At 43.9% G+C, this 19,225-nt stretch carries 21 protein-coding genes; 4 read left to right on the top strand and 17 right to left on the bottom strand.

What is annotated here, in order from left to right; all coding sequences use genetic code 11:
* Positions 1-127 precede the first annotated feature (127 nt).
* The 5 genes from ACFS5N_RS01045 to ACFS5N_RS01065 are packed head-to-tail and all read right to left on the bottom strand — an operon-like array spanning position 128 to position 3,054.
* Positions 128-418 carry a chaperone modulator CbpM gene (locus ACFS5N_RS01045; RefSeq protein WP_377181306.1) on the bottom strand — a complete coding sequence of 97 codons (291 nt, stop codon included), beginning with the start codon at positions 416-418 and terminating at the stop codon, positions 128-130.
* Positions 419-429: 11 nt separating this feature from the next.
* Positions 430-1,344 (bottom strand): DnaJ C-terminal domain-containing protein, encoded by a 915-nt coding sequence (locus ACFS5N_RS01050; protein WP_377181309.1) that lies wholly within the window; start codon positions 1,342-1,344, stop codon positions 430-432.
* Positions 1,331-1,522, bottom strand: coding sequence for a hypothetical protein (locus ACFS5N_RS01055; RefSeq protein WP_377181312.1), 192 nt, complete (start codon positions 1,520-1,522; stop codon positions 1,331-1,333). Before ACFS5N_RS01055 ends, ACFS5N_RS01050 begins: the two co-directional genes overlap by 14 nt.
* Positions 1,523-1,535: 13 nt before the next feature.
* Positions 1,536-1,760, bottom strand: coding sequence for a PspC domain-containing protein (locus tag ACFS5N_RS01060; RefSeq protein ID WP_377181314.1), 225 nt, complete (start codon positions 1,758-1,760; stop codon positions 1,536-1,538).
* Positions 1,761-1,767: 7 nt separating this feature from the next.
* Positions 1,768-3,054: a DUF2851 family protein gene (locus ACFS5N_RS01065; RefSeq protein ID WP_377181316.1), complete on the bottom strand. Its 1,287-nt coding sequence runs from the start codon at positions 3,052-3,054 to the stop codon at positions 1,768-1,770.
* 189 nt (positions 3,055-3,243) lie between these two features.
* On the opposite strand from ACFS5N_RS01065, the gene ACFS5N_RS01070 reads away from it, so the two are divergent.
* Positions 3,244-4,584 (top strand): MFS transporter, encoded by a 1,341-nt coding sequence (locus ACFS5N_RS01070; protein ID WP_377181318.1) that lies wholly within the window; start codon positions 3,244-3,246, stop codon positions 4,582-4,584.
* A gap of 74 nt (positions 4,585-4,658) precedes the next feature.
* On the opposite strand, the gene ACFS5N_RS01075 is transcribed toward ACFS5N_RS01070, so the two are convergent.
* From ACFS5N_RS01075 to ACFS5N_RS01100, 6 genes are all read right to left on the bottom strand, one after another.
* A complete protein-coding gene (locus tag ACFS5N_RS01075) occupies positions 4,659-5,360 on the bottom strand; it encodes a DUF1345 domain-containing protein (RefSeq protein WP_377181320.1) in 702 nt (233 codons plus the stop codon).
* Positions 5,361-5,388: 28 nt separating this feature from the next.
* Positions 5,389-5,589 (bottom strand): YwbE family protein, encoded by a 201-nt coding sequence (locus ACFS5N_RS01080; protein WP_377181322.1) that lies wholly within the window; start codon positions 5,587-5,589, stop codon positions 5,389-5,391.
* Positions 5,590-5,689: 100 nt separating this feature from the next.
* A complete protein-coding gene (gene argH, locus ACFS5N_RS01085; RefSeq protein WP_377181324.1) occupies positions 5,690-7,024 on the bottom strand; it encodes an argininosuccinate lyase in 1,335 nt (444 codons plus the stop codon).
* A gap of 60 nt (positions 7,025-7,084) precedes the next feature.
* On the bottom strand, positions 7,085-7,435 hold the full coding sequence (locus ACFS5N_RS01090; RefSeq protein WP_377181326.1) for a four helix bundle protein: 351 nt from the start codon (positions 7,433-7,435) through the stop codon (positions 7,085-7,087).
* A 95-nt stretch (positions 7,436-7,530) separates the two neighbouring features.
* Positions 7,531-8,595 carry a M20 family metallo-hydrolase gene (locus tag ACFS5N_RS01095; protein WP_377181328.1) on the bottom strand — a complete coding sequence of 355 codons (1,065 nt, stop codon included), beginning with the start codon at positions 8,593-8,595 and terminating at the stop codon, positions 7,531-7,533.
* A 134-nt stretch (positions 8,596-8,729) separates the two neighbouring features.
* Positions 8,730-9,647: a DUF72 domain-containing protein gene (locus ACFS5N_RS01100; protein WP_377181330.1), complete on the bottom strand. Its 918-nt coding sequence runs from the start codon at positions 9,645-9,647 to the stop codon at positions 8,730-8,732.
* Positions 9,648-9,816: 169 nt separating this feature from the next.
* Between ACFS5N_RS01100 and ACFS5N_RS01105 the strand changes: the two genes are divergently transcribed.
* On the top strand, positions 9,817-10,278 hold the full coding sequence (locus tag ACFS5N_RS01105) for a hypothetical protein (RefSeq protein WP_377181332.1): 462 nt from the start codon (positions 9,817-9,819) through the stop codon (positions 10,276-10,278).
* A gap of 50 nt (positions 10,279-10,328) precedes the next feature.
* On the opposite strand, the gene ACFS5N_RS01110 is transcribed toward ACFS5N_RS01105, so the two are convergent.
* From ACFS5N_RS01110 to ACFS5N_RS01130, 5 genes are all read right to left on the bottom strand, one after another.
* Positions 10,329-11,090 carry an MBL fold metallo-hydrolase gene (locus ACFS5N_RS01110; RefSeq protein ID WP_377181334.1) on the bottom strand — a complete coding sequence of 254 codons (762 nt, stop codon included), beginning with the start codon at positions 11,088-11,090 and terminating at the stop codon, positions 10,329-10,331.
* Positions 11,087-11,359 (bottom strand): hypothetical protein, encoded by a 273-nt coding sequence (locus ACFS5N_RS01115; RefSeq protein WP_377181336.1) that lies wholly within the window; start codon positions 11,357-11,359, stop codon positions 11,087-11,089. Before ACFS5N_RS01115 ends, ACFS5N_RS01110 begins: the two co-directional genes overlap by 4 nt.
* A gap of 407 nt (positions 11,360-11,766) precedes the next feature.
* A complete protein-coding gene (locus ACFS5N_RS01120) occupies positions 11,767-12,438 on the bottom strand; it encodes a LolA family protein (protein WP_377181338.1) in 672 nt (223 codons plus the stop codon).
* Between the two features lie 133 nt (positions 12,439-12,571).
* The gene (locus tag ACFS5N_RS01125) at positions 12,572-15,142 is read right to left on the bottom strand and encodes an FtsK/SpoIIIE family DNA translocase (RefSeq protein WP_377181340.1); all 2,571 of its coding nucleotides are present in this window, start codon (positions 15,140-15,142) and stop codon (positions 12,572-12,574) included.
* A gap of 90 nt (positions 15,143-15,232) precedes the next feature.
* Positions 15,233-15,583 carry a VOC family protein gene (locus tag ACFS5N_RS01130; RefSeq protein WP_377181342.1) on the bottom strand — a complete coding sequence of 117 codons (351 nt, stop codon included), beginning with the start codon at positions 15,581-15,583 and terminating at the stop codon, positions 15,233-15,235.
* A gap of 106 nt (positions 15,584-15,689) precedes the next feature.
* Between ACFS5N_RS01130 and ACFS5N_RS01135 the strand changes: the two genes are divergently transcribed.
* On the top strand, positions 15,690-16,337 hold the full coding sequence (locus ACFS5N_RS01135) for an ankyrin repeat domain-containing protein (RefSeq protein ID WP_377181344.1): 648 nt from the start codon (positions 15,690-15,692) through the stop codon (positions 16,335-16,337).
* Between the two features lie 134 nt (positions 16,338-16,471).
* Here the strand turns inward: ACFS5N_RS01135 and ACFS5N_RS01140 are convergent, their stop codons facing one another.
* Positions 16,472-17,011: a hypothetical protein gene (locus ACFS5N_RS01140; RefSeq protein ID WP_377181346.1), complete on the bottom strand. Its 540-nt coding sequence runs from the start codon at positions 17,009-17,011 to the stop codon at positions 16,472-16,474.
* A 176-nt stretch (positions 17,012-17,187) separates the two neighbouring features.
* On the opposite strand from ACFS5N_RS01140, the gene ACFS5N_RS01145 reads away from it, so the two are divergent.
* Complete coding sequence (locus ACFS5N_RS01145; RefSeq protein ID WP_377181349.1) at positions 17,188-19,059, top strand: CocE/NonD family hydrolase; 1,872 nt, start codon at positions 17,188-17,190, stop codon at positions 19,057-19,059.
* The last annotated feature ends 166 nt before the right edge of the window (positions 19,060-19,225 follow it).

A 19,225-nucleotide genomic window follows, 5' to 3' on the forward strand; every position in this document is an offset into this window, starting at 1 on the left:
TGGATGGGTTAAGCTTAATATTAAGTTAATACAAAAAAGGGCTAATGGCATGCTGAGCTGGTAGAAGCATTGCGGGTAATGGCCTCCACCTACCTTTCGACAAGCTTAGGGTGCTCCCTTTTACTGACTATTCATAAGCCTTCAGGCTATTACGCAACAACCGCATCTCTTCCTGAATATCCTCAATACGGTTAAGCAGATGTGTGATTGCCTCTATACCGGCAATGTTAATATCCAGATCGGTGTGCAGGCGTATCATGCGTTCCAGTTTCTGCAGTTCAGTATCTGGTATATAGGTGGTGTTATTAACAATCTCAATTTCAATGAGGCCGGCTTCTTGAAGGTCGGCAATAAAAGAATGCTCCAGATGGTGATAAACACAAAAGTCGGTTGTCGTTATTAAATGCTTGGTACTCATAACCCAATAATTTATGCTGACGATTTAGCCAGTTCTTCAAATAGTTGTTTCTGTTTTTCTGTAAGGTTAGTAGGTAATTGAATATCATACGTGATAAACAAATCACCAAATTCGCCATCTTTTTTATATACAGGCAAACCCTTTCCTTTTAGTTTCACCTTTGTGCCGTTTTGCGTTTCAGGCTTAACTTTAACTTTTACTTTGCCTGTAAGGGTGTCGACGGTTATTTCGCCACCAAGTACCGCGGTGTACAGATCTAATTTAATATTTACATACAAATCGGCACCTTTACGTTTAAACCTCGGGTCGTCGGCTACTAAAAACTTAATATATAGGTCGCCTGCCGGTCCGCCGTTAGCTCCCGGACCGCCATGTCCGGTTATTTTAATGGTTTGTCCGTTCTCAACACCTGCCGGTATGGTTATGCGAATATTTTTGCCATTTACCGTAAGGGTTTGTTTGTGTGTCTCACTGGCATCAACCAAACTTAACTGCAATTCGGCATTATAGTCCTGGCCACGGTATTTAGCCTGTCGTCGACTGCCACTGCCACCACCAAACATCGATTGAAAAAAATCAGAAAAATCTTCGCCACCTGCACCACCAAATCCTTCAAAATCAAACGACTGTCCGCCGCCGTTGCCGTAGCTGTATTGCCCCCGGGCCTGTTGCTGCTGGCGCGCTTGTTCATAAGCTTCGCCATGCTGCCAGTTCTCGCCATATTGGTCGTATTTTTTGCGTTTGTCGGGGTCGCTCAAAACCTCGTTAGCCTCGTTGAGTTGCTGGAATTTTTTATGCGCCTGCTCGTCGTTAGGGTTCAGATCGGGGTGGTATTTGCGCGCCAGTTTGCGGTAAGCCGCCTTTATTTCTTTTTCGCTCGCTGTTTTGCTGACGCCTAAAATTTGATAATAATCAATAAATGCCATGCCAGAGTATATCGTAGAGTCGCGGTACTTCGCGTTTTAATGAACAACCGTAAAAATAATAGATGGTTTTAATGAAATATAAGCCATTGTCAATATTGAGAATGATATTTATCATTTCCACATATCGCTCAATCAGTTTATATATCAGCCTTGCTAATATGGCGTATGATGGTGACATGACGAGTTTTTTTTTACAAAAAATCGGTGGTGCGGGTGTGCTTAGGTCTGAAGTAATTTCTAAAATCAAGCACAATGCCGGCAAAGAAATACACAATCAGCGGGAAGCCAACAGCCAAAAAAGAAGTATAAATAAAAAACAGGCGCAATTTAGATGTCGGGATATTAAAACGCTCGCCCAGATAGGTGCAAACTCCGAAAGAGTTACGCTCAAAGAAAGTTAATATTCGTTGTAACATATCTAAATTAAATTTGCTTGAGTATTTTATTACCAACGCTGCATTGCAGGCATTTCTTATAATTACAGTAATAGTTTTTTAGCTCCAGCAGGGCCTGCGATTCAAATGCCGAGCCGGCTTTTACGCCCAAACTGTCAAAATCTGCAATAATATTATTTTGTTCGCCCGGCAGGCTTTCCAGCAGTTTAAGGCTCCTGTCAATAAAATACTGTTGCTGGTTATACTTGCCGTAACTAAACAAAAATAACGATAAGGTATTTAACAACAATAGATTAGCTGACGATTGCCCCATGTTTTTTGATGCCGGTTTTGAAAGCTTGTCAAACTGGTAATGGTTGTCCCAATACTCGTTAACCTTAATATCGGTAAAAAGTTTTTGCAAAATCTTAACGTCTTTAATATCCAGCACTTTTGAAAACAGGTGATTGGAGTTAACCACCAAGGCCGCAAACTGAGCCAGCCTTACCGTGGGGAAATTTAGCGGACGCATCCGCATAAACTTCCAAAGGTGATTATCGACAGCAGTGAGGCTGAATTTTTTCTGTAGAAAGTCATATTCGGTTTTTAGCTTGCGCGGATATTCATCCTGCAAATCATCACTCAAAAAACCAGCCTGGCCAAATATCAAAGCCTCAATTTGCAACGGATTGTTTTTATGTTTTGCCAGGATGTTTTGTGGCAGCAATTTAGCCAATAATTCAAACGGAACGGCATTTACTTTGAAGCCAAAATTAGCCGCCATAAACTGATAAAAAGTTTCCTCCCAGTCGCCGCGATTAAGTTCAAGCGCTTTGATTACTGCTTCTGATTTCTTTTCCAGCCTTTCTATTAATATTCGGGTAAACCAGGTTTTCAATGTAAAATCGTCCAGCTGGCCTATGCTGTTTTCGCACGGAATGATGGTTTGTTTGCCATAAATTAACTGGTGATAGCGGTTATACAAGTTGTCAGATATCCGGCTATTTAGTTCAAGTGTGGGTATAATCCGGCCCCGGGTATCGCTCACCGGTTCGTCATCACGATATACTACATGGAGAATGACGTTGTCGTAAGCATTATCGGTGGTGTGATTATGCTTTTTCCAATCGGACGACGACAAATGCAGCTCGACGTTTCCCGCCCAGATAGTATCGCCGATTTTGATACGGGCATTGCTAAAGTCGGGACCTGAATCAGTGTTATGCAATCCGGCCGAATGCACCTCAATAGCTTCACCTGTGGTGGTACGCAAATCAGCCCGATCAAACAGGCGAAATTTCCAGATGTAATGCAATAGGTCTTCGGTTAAAAGCATGAACTAATGTAAGCAATTCGGCGAAATTAGAAAAGACCAAAATACGTCCCATCACGTCATCGCGAGCGAGGTACGAGCGTGACGATCTCAGGACCGTTTCGCTTTTACAGAGATTGCCACGCTACGCTCGCAATGACGCTTTAGTTGTGGCAGTAATTATAAACTTTTTTTATTTTCACCGTTCAATATATGCAAACCAATTTACCAACCACGTCTATAAAATCTCAAACCACTGCCCACCGCGTCCGCTCTATTGTCGGCGGCTCGCTGGGCAATTTAGTCGAATGGTATGATTGGTATGTGTATTCAGCATTTACGCTTTATTTCGCCGGCGCTTTTTTCCCCGATGGCAACCAAACCGTACAATTACTTAACGCTACCGGCGTTTTTGCCGTAGGCTTTTTAATGCGGCCAATAGGCGGGTGGCTAATGGGGGCTTATGCCGATAAACATGGCCGTAAAGCGGCGCTTACGTTGTCGGTAATGATGATGAGTATTGGCTCATTAGTTATTGCCATTTGCCCGGGCTATAAACAAATAGGTATAGCTGCGCCGATAATTTTAACATTAGCAAGGATGATTCAGGGCATAAGTGTTGGTGGCGAGTACGGCACGAGTGCAACGTACCTGAGCGAGATGGCCGGCAGAAAGCGCCGTGGCTTTTATTCCAGCTTTCAGTATGTTACTTTAATAGCGGGGCAGTTAATTGCCCTGGGTGTTTTGGTGTTGCTGCAACAGGCTTTTTTGAGCGATAGGCAACTGCATGACTGGGGGTGGCGCATTCCATTTGGTATTGGCTCTGTGTTAGCCATATCTGTCATGTATTTAAGGCGGACCTTGCAGGAGTCGGTTGTGTTAACCAGTCATCAATCTATATCTACCCGCGGGACAATCCGGGAATTAGCAAGGCACCCGAAAGCAGTATTCACCGTAGTTGGGCTGACTCTGGGCGGCACGGTAGCCTTTTATACGTTTACCACCTATATGCAAAAATTCCTGGTTATTACTTCGGGCTTCACTAAAAGCCAGGCGACAATGATATCGGCCTTAACGCTGGTAATGTTTATGTTGATACAGCCCTTATTTGGTATTTTGTCAGATAAGATTGGCCGCAAACCTATGCTAATGGGTTTTGGGGTATGTGGCACATTGGCTACGGTACCCATTTTGATTACGCTGGGGCACACTAAAGACTTCTGGACAGCTTTTGCGCTCATTATGGCGGCCTTAATTATTACCAGCGGCTACACCTCCATTAATGCTGTTGTAAAGGCCGAATTATTTCCGGCACATGTCAGGGCATTGGGTGTTGGCTTCCCGTATGGATTAGCCGTCTCTGTTTTTGGAGGCACCGCCGAGCCGCTGGCGCTGGTTTTTAAACAAGAAAATCATCAGGAATGGTTTTACTGGTATGTAACGCTATGCGTGTTTTTATCGCTTGTAGTTTATGCATTGATGAGAGATACGAAGCGTCACTCGAAAATTGAAGAAGAACAGCTTTTAAATCCTCCCCAAAGAAAAGGACTTTAAAAAGTCTGACGGCATTAATTTTTTAACAAATCGGCGTTTTAAGCCCTCTCCCTCGGGGAGGGTTGGGAGGGGTATTACACCAAACTTGACACCACATTAATACTTAGCGCCACGATAGCCGTATTAAAAGCAAACGAGATTAAAGCATGTAATAAGGCTAAGCGACGAATTTGTGGCGACGATATTTCTACATCTGATACCTGGAAGGTCATGCCGATAACGAACGAGAAGTATACAAAATCCAGGTAATCCGGTTCCTTTTCATCTCCGGGAAATTCCAGTCCGCCTAATTTGCTGTTGGGGGCCTCGCTGTCAGGACTGTAGTAAAAATGTGCATAACGCATGGTGAACAAGGTATGCACCAGCCACCACGATACAATTACCGAGGCCATGCCCAGCAATATATGGGCAGTAGCCTCTGCTTCTGAATGTCCTTTGGTTGATTTTAGTAGGAAAAGTATAGCTCCCAGACTTATAAACGACGCAACAATAACAAACAAAAATATAAGCGCGCGACTGGAGTCTTGCAGTTTGGCAATCTTCCTGATTTCGCGGGGATGGGCATTAAGGATGATGATCCAGTCCATAGCAATAATAGACAATGCGCAACCCAGCCAGGTTATCAGTATAACTGCAGGCCAGTTAAATTGGGTGCGGGCAATCAAAAAAGAAATAAATGCTGCAACTATCGATATCAGAAACCGAAAATGCGCATCAAACTTAAAGAAAGCGTTATTGGGTAGTTTGGTTATTTGTTTCAGTGTTTTCTTTGCCATAGGTTTTGATCAGCCGCAGCAATATACACTATTCCTCGTCAACAATAAAGGCCACGCGGCCAATCTGGCCATCTTCTAATCTCACCTTAATGCCGCGCGAATGATAAGCGGCGCTGGTTAGCAGATTTTTCACGATACCGCGCGTTAAGGCGCCGCTGCGCTGATCTTTTTTCAGGATGATATCGACTTCAAGGCCGGGATAGATATCTTTTCTGTTTTGTCCGTTCATGGGATTGAATAATAGGGCGTCATGCTGAGCTTGTCGAAGCATGCGGGCGGCCATCGCACGCCCTTTGACGGGCTCAGGGTGACACCTCTTTTTACGTATGTTACTTCACTAACTCACTCACCGCTTTGTCAACAGCCTCAAAATTAAACTGACCAACAACCTTATTCATCGCCTCAGTGATCTGTGCGTTCATTAAGTTCCCTATGCTGCCCTCGTGAGTGTGGCTAACAGTTTTGTCGGGGTTAAATTTACCTTCTTCAATTGCCAGCCCCACCTGTTTGTAAGCATCGCGGAATGGCGTGCCCTCAAGTACCATGTTATTTACTACCTCAACACTAAACAAGTAAGCATATTTCGGGTCGTTCAGGATATCAGTATTAACGCTAACATTTTGCAGCATGAAAGTTGCCATGTGCAGGCAGTTTTTAATTTCGGCAAAAGCCGGGAACAGCAGCTCTTTCAGCAACTGCATTTCGCGGTGATAGCCTGATGGCAGGTTAGTGGTTACCATAGCTACGTCGGTTGGCAAAGCTTGCAGCCTATTGCATTTGCCACGCATAATTTCCCAAACGTCGGGGTTTTTTTTGTGCGGCATAATACTGCTGCCGGTAGTCAACGTATCAGGGTAGCTTACAAAGGCGAAATTCTGGCTCAGGTATAGTGCCTGATCCATAGCCATTTTACTTAAAGTGGCTGCTATTGATGATAATGCCTGTGCAATGATACGCTCGGTTTTACCCCGCCCCATTTGTGCATAAACTACGTTGTAATTCAGGCTTTCAAAACCCAATAATTGGGTTGTCATGGTACGATTTAACGGAAACGAAGAACCATAACCCGCAGCCGAACCTAACGGGTTTTTATTAGTGATCTTATAAGCGGCTAAAATCAGTTCCAGGTCATCAACCAAACTTTCGGCATAAGCGCCAAACCATAGGCCGAACGACGATGGCATGGCCACTTGCAAATGCGTATAGCCGGGCAGTAAAACGTCTTTGTATTTTTCGCTGAGCGTGATCAGCTGATTGAATAACAGTTGCGTTTCTTCAACAACCTGCTGCAATTCGTGTCTGAAGAACAGTTTTAGATCAACTAAAACCTGGTCATTTCGTGACCGGCCGCTATGGATTTTTTTACCGGCATCGCCAATGCGTTGGGTAAGCAGCATTTCAACCTGCGAGTGTACGTCTTCAACACCCGGCTCGATAGTAAAATTACCTTTCTGTATATCGGCATAGATGTTTTTAAGCTCGCGTTGCACCAGTTCCAGATCTTCGGTACTCATCAGGTCGATACTTTGCAGCATGCGCGTGTGTGCTAACGATCCCAGCACATCAAACGCAGCCATTTGCGCATCAAATTCGGTATCTCGGCCAACGGTAAAACTTTCTACCAGCTCATTAACATTGGTGGTTTTTTGCCATAGTTTGCTCATCTCAAATTACGATTTGCGATTTACGATTTACGATTTGTCGGATGACAGTATAAACCAAAATCAGTTATTCCGCAATGTATTTATTGCGGCGACAATTATAGAAAGAAGTTCATTACCTTCTTTATAAATTGGTGTTATTTTTTCTTTTAATTCAGGATTTAATTCGATCAGCAATTCATTAAAGAACAATGTTTCGTCTAATTCTTCCTCTACAATCTTTAATTTATTAATAAAATCTGCTTTCGATTTAGCTCTGCAAGCTGCCCGATAGTTAGCTCCTGTCGAACTTGCGCTACGGGCTAATTGATCGGCATAGTTACGGTTCACTATATTATTGGGAATGCTTAAGACTAATTTTGCGTTAGCTATCGCATAGTTTTTGGTTCTTAACAGCAATTCTTCTTTTTTCATTATCTAAGGTTTCACCCAAGATACATTCTAAATTCATAAATCGCAATCAGGCGAAATGGGATAAACTCAAATCGTAATTCGTAATTCGTAATTCCTTACACGATCTGCTCCAGCATCTTTACGTACAATTCAATACCCTCACGAATTTCATCTACATAAACAAATTCGTCAGCCGAGTGTGATCTGGCTGAATCACCAGGCCCGATTTTGATAGATTGAATGTCTAACAGCGATTGATCTGAGGTAGTAGGAGAGCCATAAGTATTACGACCCAGTGCAATACCTGCTTTTACAATCGGGTGATCCATATCTATGGATGATGGTTTTAGGCGGATAGAACGTGGCGTTACATCGCAGCTTACGTGCTGGCGAATGATCTCCAAAACTTCCTCATTACGGTAAGCATCGGTTACACGAACGTCTACCACAAAATTACAGCTGGCGGGCACCACATTATGTTGCGAGCCGGCATTGATTACCGTTACTGACATCTTTATCGGACCGAAAATTTCGCTTTCCTTAGGGAACTTAAAGGTGCGGAACCACTCGATGTCCTGTATTGCTTTGTAGATGGCGTTGTCGCCCTCCTCGCGGGCCGCATGGCCGGCTTTACCATGTGCTACACAATCCAGCACCATCAAGCCTTTTTCGGCAACTGCCAGATGCATTTGGGTAGGTTCGCCAACTATGCCGAAGCTCAGTTCGCCTAGGTCGGGAATAATAAGTTCAAGGCCGTTAACGCCCGATATCTCTTCTTCGGCAGTTGTAGCCAGGCAGAAGTTATATTTTAAATCTGTTTTGTCGTAAAAGTACAAAAACACCGCAATAAGCGATACCAGGCATCCACCAGCATCATTGCTGCCCAGGCCGTAAAGTTTACCATTTTCAATCACCCCGTCGTAGGGGTCGCGGGTATAGCCGGTATTTGGTTTTACAGTATCGTGGTGCGAATTAAGCAGGATAGTAGGCTTCGAAGCATCAAAATGCTTGTTGTAAGCCCACAGGTTATTCATTTTGCGATGCGGATTAATGCCATGCATCTTCAAAAAATTCTCGATCAGATGCGCGGTACGATCTTCTTCTTTGCTAAATGAAGGAATTGAAATTAATTGTTGTAAAAGCTGTACAGCCTGCTGGTATAAAGTGTTAGTGTCTTTCATAAATGTTAATGGCAAAATTACAATTTTTTCACACAGGCTATCACGTACTGCTCCGGGTTAACCGAGACTTAATGAATACTTAACACAGACGCTTGCTTTATTTGATGGTTTAACTGTAACCAACAAAATACAAACTAAGCAAACAGATTTTTTGGCGGCTCTATAAATTGAGGACGACGCAGGTTTAACCCTAACACCTCATTCAATTGTTGTACGGTGTAGTCGGCTAATACAGGGGAGTATTGCTCATCGTGCTGGTGCATAAAGAACCAGCATGTTTGCAGGCCCATGTCGCGCCATTGCTTAATACGGTCAATCCACGCATCTACACGGGCGTAGTCGCCGGGTGTAAGGCCGTTACCCACGTAGCGGATAAAAGCGTGCGGGGTGGGCAAGGTCATGTGCAGGCAATCGCGCCGACCCGATGCATCTGTAATTACGGCGCCCATGTTTAAATCGCGCAGCATATTAAAAAGAGCGTCGCGTACTTCTGTATTGGCAAACCATTCTTTATGGCGCACCTCAACATAAACCGGAATGTCTGTAGGCAAATGCGCTAAATAAGCTTTTAGCTCCGGGAAACTTTTAGGCGTGTAGTTATCGCTTAACTGCAAAAACAACGGACCCAGTTTTTCGCCAAAAGCGGTAACTCCTTCATAAAAGGTCGTCGTTACCTCTTCGGCATTTTTTAACCGTTTGATATGGCTGATGCTTTGCGAAAACTTAGGGCAAAATTTAAAGTTAGGGTTACTCTCTGCTTTTTCCTTCCATTTGGCTATGGTTGCAGGCGGGTATACGTTGTAGAATGTAGCATTCAGCTCAATGCAGTCGAAATGCTTTACATACTCGTCTAAAAAATTAGCGTCTTTAGTTTTTGGCGGATAAATCTGACCAACCCATTCCTTACGTCCCCATTTAGCGCAGCCAACATGTACCTGCATAGGCTGGTCGTTTTTTGCCGACGTCAGGGTTTTGACGGTCAACGGTGCGTCGGGCGGGAGTGTGAAATCAATATTTAATAGTTCTTCTGGAGTAACTCTGCCAAATTCCATAGTGTTGTGTTTGCGGCGATGTTGTTGTAACAAATTTAAGATAATAAACGTTGAACACGCCAGCGAATGGTATATTTATATGGTTGACACATATTGGTTAAACCGTTTGCAATTTAAACTATCCAAGACAAGGTACGGTATTATGTATGTGTTAGTTTAAAAGGGAGTTATGACAGCAAAGAGCTCAAGGTATTTTATTTACATTATAGTATTTGGAGTGGTTATAATAAGTGCCTGCCACAGCAGTAAAAAAGTATACCTGAGCGATTGCGATGCCAGCATTGCTTTCAAAAAAATAAGTTATGCGCATTTGCTGGATAGCCTGAATTATTACGACAAGAAATATATTGACGTTGAGGGCAGGTATGAGGAAGGTAAAGAGGAGTCGGCCTTATTTAATGATAGCCTTTATGTGCATAAACCCAATGATGCGTTATGGGTAAATTTTAGCCAGGATTGCCCCTTATATTTGGCCGGTACGCGCACCGGTTTCTTCCAGGTTGACGGCGGCGGCTCTGCGCATATCAGCAATAAAAAAATCCGCATCCGCGGAAAACTCGATTTGAATAACCACGGCGCTCATAAATTATACAAGGGCTGTATTGACCACGTAAGTTTTATCGAGCTTTAATTGGTTTGACTTTTTAAAAGATAAACTGACATAGATCGTCCTAAAATCTTCTATATTTCTAGCTGCAATCCATCATACGCCAATTTAATGCCGGCCGGTAACTCAGGTTCAATCTCGGCATGTTTGCCCAGCCGGTGGCTTATATGGGTAAAATAGGTGGTTTCGGCGCCAATTTCCTGCGCAAATGCTATCGCTTCATCCAGGGTGAAGTGCGAGATATGCGTTTGTTTTTGCAGTGCGTTGATCACCAGTATTTTGCTGCCTTTTATTTTTTCTTTTTCTTCTTCAGATACGGTTTTGGCATCGGTGATATAGGTAAAGTCATTGATACGGAACCCCAGCACAGGCAATTTATAATGTAAAACCTCGATCGGGATAAAATGTATGCTGCCTATATCAAATGGATCTAAGCCGATTGGGTGAATATTTATCTGCGGAATGCCGGGATATTTAAACTCAGAAAACACATACGGAAACTCGCGCATTAAAGCAGCTTGTACACGCGCATCAGCATAAATATCCATGGGTTGTTGTTGCTTAAAGTTAAAGGCGCGAATGTCGTCCATGCCCGCCACATGGTCCTTATGCTCGTGGGTATAAACTACAGCGTCGAGGTGCTGCACATTGGCGCGCAGCATCTGGTACCTGAAATCAGGGCCCGAGTCTATCGCCACGGTTTTATCTGGAGCCTCAATCAAGATAGATGATCGTAACCTTTTATCGCGCGCATCGGCCGATTTACATACCTCACAACCGCAGGCAATTACAGGTACGCCTTGCGAGGTGCCGGTGCCTAAAAAAGTTACTATCACAGCTGTAGTTTGGTTTGTTTAAGTTGTTGTAAAAAGGCAATCTGTTTATCGTCAAGTAGGTTATGATCAACCTCCAGCTCGCGCAACAGCTCGGCCAGCGACAGGATTTTACTCTCCAGATTCGAAAAACGGTTTACCACAATCATCTTGCTGTTCAGCAAAAGGCATGCCCCGGTTTTGAAGTTCCCTTTTTCATAACGCACCTTATAGCCTGCTGATTTTAACAGCAGTTCCATCTTCTCCAGCGTATGCGTTGTGAAAGTGAGCATTTTTCAAAAATAAGGATATTGCGCGCAAGGAAAAAGGTTGTTTTGAAAAATAGCTTATTAATAGCGTATCAGAAACCTTTTATTGCGTTTTCCCGATATAACTTATACTCATGCCACATTCAAGGCATTAATTTGGCCAACCAGGTTTGGCTATTTGCTTCGGGATTTTTAAGATATTTTGGATCGTACAATCTTTTTTCCCAAATCTGCTCACCGATATGAAAATTAAATATATAAAAGGGAACTTCGGAATGTATGTAACGTTCTGGTTTCAAAGGTTGGTGGATCATTTCATCAGCATGATTGATCAAAATGTTGTGTAGCGTATCGTTTTGTATTACTAGCGGTTTATAAACGACCTGATCAAAAAATTAAATCTTAATTTTAGCTTCTGTAGTAACTGAATACTACTTCAAGTTAACTACCTCAACACCCGGGTGGGCTTTGGTATCAAAAGTAAAAGTGCCGGCTGGTGCGTTTGTCAGGCCGCTTAAGCTGCGCAGGGTATAATTATAACGTGCGCCGCTTTTATCAAAGATCAACGCGCTATAGATCTGTTTTTTTACCTTGTCAATTTGCAATCTGATTTTAAAGAACTGCGATTTATCGTTCTCGGGCGATAGCTCGATGATCTGGTACAATTTGCCGCCTGCCTTTTGAGTGCCCACGTAAGCGTATTTGTAGCCACGTTCGTAAATAGTAAATATTTTGGCCGGGTTAAAACTCTGGTCGCTGTTGTCGGCATCGGTTACCTGTACTTCTTTGTCCTTTTTAAGGTAAGTCCACTGGCTTTTACCGTCACTAATAATCTCTTGTTCCACATCGCTTTGGCTGCCGCCAGCATAAACATCAACTTTATATTTATTAGCTTTTGATTGGGTAATCAACGTGCCGTAACGGGTTTCTTTCATGCCGGCCTGCGGATTTTCAACCGTAAAGGTAAAATCGCTTTTAATAACGTTGTATGAGCGATATTTCTGGCTAACGGCGCTTAATATAGGTTTAGCCGCCGCATCTTTTTGCGCAAAGGCCGGTATAGCTGTTAGTAAGAATAGAGTATAAAATAATAGCTTTTTCATGTATATGGGACTCGATATAGTCCAAAACGTTTAGTTATATGTTTGGTTTAAAAAGTTGTGGCACTTGAAGCATGTGGTTAAAGCTTATGCTTACCCTTCGAGAGCCTCAGGATGACACCTATCTTTATTTGGCTTAATCCTTATCCATCGCCTCCAGATACTGCATCAATGAATATTCATCCGGATACAGCACTTCGCGGGCCTTACTGCCTTCAAACGGACCGACGATACCGGCGGCCTCTAATTGATCAATAATGCGGCCTGCACGGTTATAGCCTAGTTTAAGTTTACGTTGTATCAACGAGGTTGAACCTTGCTGGTGCATTACAATCAGGCGTGCTGCCTCCTCAAACATCGGGTCGCGGTCGTTCGGGTCAAAATCTTTGGCGCTGCTTTGTTCACCTTCGCCTATGTATTCAGGCAGCAACAGGGCAGTAGGGTAGCCGCGTTGGTTACCAATAAAGTCTGATATCCTTTCAACCTCAGGCGTGTCCACAAAGGCGCATTGCAAGCGTATCAGGTCGCTGCTGGTACTGAACAGCATATCGCCTCGACCAATTAGCTGGTCGGCCCCACCTGCATCCAGGATAGTACGCGAGTCGATCTTGGACAATACCCTAAACGCCAATCTTGAAGGGAAGTTTGCCTTAATAGTACCCGTAATAATGTTAACCGACGGGCGCTGCGTAGCAATAACCAAATGTATACCTACTGCACGGGCCAGCTGTGCCAAACGGGCAATAGGTGTTTCCACCTCTTTCCCGGCAGTCATCATCAGGTCGGCAAACTCGTCAATAACCAGTACAATGAATGGCAGGTAACGATGCTTTTCTGGGTTGCTGATCTTACGATTGATAAATTTGGCGTTATATTCTTTCAGGTTACGCACCTGCGCGTCTTTGAGCAGGTCATAACGCTGATCCATCTCGATACAAAGCGAATTGAGTGTATTTACTACTTTTTTGGTATCAGTAATGATGGCATCTTCCTCGTCTGGTAACTTGGCCAGGAAGTGACGCTCAATTTTGCGGAACAATGTAAGCTCCACCTTTTTAGGGTCAACCAATACAAACTTCAGCTCGGCAGGATGTTTTTTGTAAAGCAGCGACACCAATATGGCGTTAATACCGACAGATTTACCCTGACCGGTGGCACCCGCCACCAATAAGTGCGGCATCTTGGCCAAATCGGCTATAAATACTTCGTTTGATATGGTTTTACCTAAGGCGATAGGCAGATCCATGGTGGTGTTTTGGTATTTCTCGGTAGCCAGGATGGAACGCATCGACACCATCTCCGGGTTTTGGTTTGGCACCTCTATACCAATGGTACCTTTACCAGGCATAGGGGCGATGATACGGATGCCCAAAGCCGCTAAACTCAATGCAATATCGTCTTCCAGGTTTTTGATCTTGGAGATACGCACACCCGGTGCCGGGATGATCTCATATAATGTTACTGTCGGGCCGATGGTTGCTTTGATCTTGTCAATCTCGATATTATAATGATTCAGCGTTTCGACGATCTTGTTTTTGTTGGCTTCAAGCTCCTCGGCGTTTACGGCAATTTTGCCGGTGCCATAATCTTCCAATAATCCCAGCGTAGGGTATTTGTACGATTTCAGGTCGAGTGTGTGGTCATAGGTACCAAACTCTTCAACCAGCGCCCGGGCTTTTTCGTCGTCAGCTTTTTCGACGTTTAGTACCGGGCTTGGGCGCTCTGTTTCTAAAGTCAACGGAATATCTTCACCCAGGTCTGGTTCGGCATTTTCGTCATCAGGTGTTAGCACCAGGGGTTCATGGGCATGATATACCGGTTCGGGCATTACCGTTGGCGGCGGCATAACAATAGGCTGATTGAAAGCCTCTGGTTTAATGTTATTACTGTTTTTAGGCCACTCAACAGGGTGCGAAATATCTTCGTCTACCAGCTCAACCGCTTCGTCATTAAAGGCGTCAGTGGCCTCAAAATCGGTAACGGGCGGGATAGCGGCCTCTTTTGGCGCGCGCTTGGGAATTTTAAAGTCGATGTTATAAGCGACGATCAATACGGTGAGTGCCGCAAAAATTAATAAACCGGCAGTGCCCGATTGGCCTATTTGCACATCCAGCAGACGGTTTGTCCAAAACCCAAAGTTGCCTTCCAGAAAATGTGGCGTATCGTACAAAAACGCGTGGAAAAACCCCAGCGCTATTGAGGTAAATATGAGCCCGAAAAATGAATAACCCAGCGTGCGCACTGCCGAGAAAAGGCGAACTTTAAACAGCATACGGTAACCGATCACAAAAAATACAAACACAAAAAGGAAGGACGCAACACCGAACCATTCAAAGATAAATTGGTTGGATAACAGCGCACCAAATTTTCCCAGCCAGTTTTCAACAGGGTCAATGCCCTTTAGCTTTAGCTCGGCCTGGCTGGTAAACAAATTATGCCAGCCGCCATTGGCTGCCGAAACGTAGCTTTGGTCTTGCTGCCAGGTAAACAGATAGGAGGTAAAAGCAATCAAAAAGAAAAGCGACATCAGCAGGAAAAATAACCCGGCTATTTTGATGGCGCGGCCGTCTTGCAGGTTGAAGGCAGGCATGCCGCGCTCAGGTTTTGGCTTCGGCACGCGCTCTTTCGACCTTTTATCTGACGAGTCGCGAGGTAGATTTTCTTCTCTGAATGTATTCGATTTAAACTGATTTCCTTTTACCGGCATTCCTACTAATATAGATTATATTGCAAATATAAAGGTAATAGATTAAACGCAGCGTTGCCTAAATATTTAGTAAAAGTATTGGGCGCAGGGCTATCCCTGGTGAATATAAAAAATGTGTCCGTTTAAATCTTTAATAGCGAATTGGCGGATGTTCCAGGGTTTATCTTCGATGTTTTCGACAATATCCGCACCTCTGGCTTTTAACTCTTGATAAGCTTCATCAACCGTTTCTGTAAAGATCCAGTGGTAACACGGCGTTATGGGTTGGGTGGTTTTTGCGAAGAAAATCACCAGATCACCCCTGCCCACCGCACCAATGTATTTGTCAGGGTAGGTCCACAATAGTTCAAAACCTAAAATATCGCAGTAATATGTTTGGGCTTTCTCCACCTCAACTACCGGCAATTGCGGCACCGCCGCACCTAATTTTATGTTTTCCATATAACTAAAGCTAGCTGATAAGGCAATATACGACGATTGTTTATAAACTTAAAAATCAATGCGCTGGCTATTAATATTTTAATTTTTTTGTTAATATTGAGATAAAATGAGCGTCGACTTAATTGAACAATATATAACCGAAGGCAACGTGCCCGCATTGAATAGTTTGCTAAGCCAGCAGCCCGAACTGGCAACGGCTATGACCAGCCATAACGTATCGCCGCTGATGTTGTCCTGCTATTTCAAAAAACCAGAGGTAACTGCATTATTGCTTAAGTTTATAAATGAGATCAATTTATTTGAGGCCGCTGCCGCCGGGAAATTTGATGTGGTAGCCCATCTCATCGTTACCAATCCAGACGCTGTAAATTTATATGCCGATGATGGCTTTACGCCTCTTGGCCTGGCCTGCTATTTTGGGCAGTTTGAAGTGGCGCGCTACCTGGTATTAAAGGGTGCAGATGTAAATCAACCTTCAAATAATGGGTTTAATGTTTTCCCCCTGCATTCGGCTGCTGCCGGTAACTACACCAATATAGCCCGGATGCTTATTGAAAACGGCGCTAAAGTGAATATCCGTCAGCAAGCGGGCGTTACGCCGCTGCATTCTGCAGCGCAAAATGGCAATCTGGAGCTGTTAATATTGTTGCTGGAGAATGGCGCAGATGTTAATGTGCGCATGGAAGGCGGTAAGTTGCCAAGTGACGTCGCCAGAGAAAAAGGGTTTGAGGAGATTGCGGATATTTTGGCGTGATGACAGTATTAGACGAGGGTTCGAATCCCTCCGGCTTTGCAAAAAAAAAGCGGCAGGACACTACCCCCGCCGCTATTAACGAACTCATCACACATATAACACTTGCCCCACGTGACCGGGACAAGCTAAGCCATTTAATTTGACACGAACACGGTGTAATTTGGCGTAGCCAGATTTGCAATTTTTGCAGTAGCGTTGGCCAGCACTACAACATTGCGTTCGCCGTATTTAGCAATCAGGTTTTTTACATATAACCATTGCTGGTATTTAACAGGGATCTTAGTCTCTTTATGTTGCGTAAAAAATATAGGGTCGGTAGCTACCATTTCTTTAAGTGCGGTATAAAACTCAGGGTCGTCAGGCGCTGGCGAACTCATGGTAGGGTAGGCTTGTCCCCATCTGTCATAAAAGTCCTGGAAAAGCTTTTCTTTTTGCAAATTGGTATGGAAAATCCAGGGTGTCGAGGTGTTGTAAATGTAATCTACATAAACCCTGAAGTTTTGATACTCGGGGTTTTGTGTTAATGCCTGGCGCAGGCAATCGGTATTGTTTTCAATAAGTGCAGCGATAGCCTGCGGCTCTTTGGTGGTCAAAATTTCACTGATGGGGCATTGGGCTCTCGCAGCCGCGCCAAAACCAAAAGCTACTAAACAAAATAGTAGTGCTCTTTTCATGATTTAGCCTCCTTTACAAATTGGTTGATATAAAGCTAAAAATAAATTATAACAAATTTGTTACAATTTTAAAAAATATTTTCAGCGCTGCAATTCCCTGGTCTGCACTTAAGGTTTTAGCTTGGCGTTAGCCGTTTTTGTAATTAAATGCCTACCTTTCATCACTTACAATTCGCATGAAAAAGCTCGCCATAATTATTTTATCGTTCATTAGCTTACAAACAGCCTGCGCACAATCGCCCGGTGCCGCCGCCGCATACATTAAGGAAAATTACACCAAGTATGAGTACCAGATACCCATGCGCGATGGTAAGAAGCTGTTCACCTCGGTGTATGTACCTAAAGACCAAAGCAAAAAGTATCCTATTATGATGGACCGCACACCTTACAGTGTAGCGCCTTATGGCGATGGTCTGTATAAGTCGGCTTTGGGCCCGTCAAGCCATTTTGTGCATGACGGATTTATTTTTGTTTATCAGGATGTACGCGGCCGCTGGATGAGCGAAGGTATTTATGAAGAAATGACACCCGAGCTGGAAAATCATAAAACCAATAAAGATATTGATGAAGGCACCGATACTTACGACACTATCGATTGGCTCATCAAGAATATCCCCGGTAACAATGGCAAAGTAGGGGTATGGGGTATTTCGTATCCTGGTTTTTATACTACCACCGCCTTGCTGAGCCGTCACCCGGCTTTGGCTGCAGCTTCGCCGCAAGCGCCCATAGCTGATTTGTGGCGAGATGATGGCTGGCACAACGGTGCATTCTTTTTGGTGGCCAATTTTGGTTTTTATCCCGGGTTTACCAACCGTCAGGACGATAAGCCGACACAGCGCAGGGGCATACAGTTTGATCCGAAGACCGATGATGGCTACGACTTTTTTATGAAAATGGGGCCGATGAAGAATACTAACGACAAGTATTATAAAGACACCATCCGCCTGTGGAATGAAATGATAGATCATCCTGATTACGATCAGCATTGGAAAGACCGCAATGTATTAACCCACCTGCACGATATTAAAACTCCGACACTGGTTACCGGTGGCTGGTATGATGCTGAAGATTTGTACGGGGCCATCAATACATATAAAACCCTGGTAGCTAAAAATCCGCAAACGCCGGTTTACTTTGCCATGGGGCCATGGGTGCACGGCGGCTGGTCGCGCGGCCCCGGCGATCATCTGGGTGACGTGGATTTTGGCGGACCTCAAGGTCCGCATTATCGCGAAGATATTGAGTTTAATTTCTTTAGTCATTATCTTAAAGGGACACCGCTTAACCTGGCTCCGGTAAATACTTTTGAAACCGGTAAAAACGAATGGAAAACTTATAATACCTGGCCGCCGAAAAACGTAGTCGATAAACAATTATACTTTTTGCCCGGCGGTAAGCTATCGTTCGAGGAGCCGGCAGGAGCTAAGGATAGCTATGATGAATATGTGTCTGACCCCAACAACCCGGTACCTTTCATAGCCGACCGCAACAAGACCATGGACATGCAGCGTGAATATATGACTGCCGATCAACGTTTTCTGAAAGACCGAAAAGACGTGGTCAGCTACCAAACAGATGTGCTGACGGAGGATGTAACTATCGCAGGCAATATCTGGGCAAACCTTAAAGTATCTACAACTGGTACTGATGCCGATTTTGTGGTTAAGGTACTTGATGTTTACCCGGATACTGTATCAAACAATAAATTTACTGCGCCTAACGTGAAAATGGCCGGTTATGAACAAATGGTGCGCTCTGAACCCATCCGCGGCAAATACCGTAACAGCTTTGAGCACCCTGAGCCGTTTGCGCCTGACAAGGTAACGCCGGTAAATTTCGAGTTGCAGGACATACTTCATACCTTCAAAAAAGGCCATAAGATTATGGTGCAGGTACAAAGCACCTGGTTCCCGCTTATTGACCGCAACCCGCAAACTTTTGTCAATATCATGAAGGCTAATGAAAGTGATTTTAAAAAGGCAACAGAGCGTATTTATACTTCAAAAGAGCATCCAAGCTTTTTGAAGGTGAGGGTGCTGGAATAAATTAGTAACTTTTATAGCGGTGGAATGGTAATTGTCAGAAGAAATTCGGGATTAGCCTTATAGTAGAGTGACAACATGTATGCTTTATTTTGCTATATTAGCATCAATATTGATTAAGCCTTACACACAATTAATGAAGTCTATTCTCTTTACAACAGCACTTTTT

It is taken from the genome of Mucilaginibacter ximonensis (assembly GCF_042686265.1).
Taxonomy (GTDB): domain Bacteria; phylum Bacteroidota; class Bacteroidia; order Sphingobacteriales; family Sphingobacteriaceae; genus Mucilaginibacter; species Mucilaginibacter ximonensis.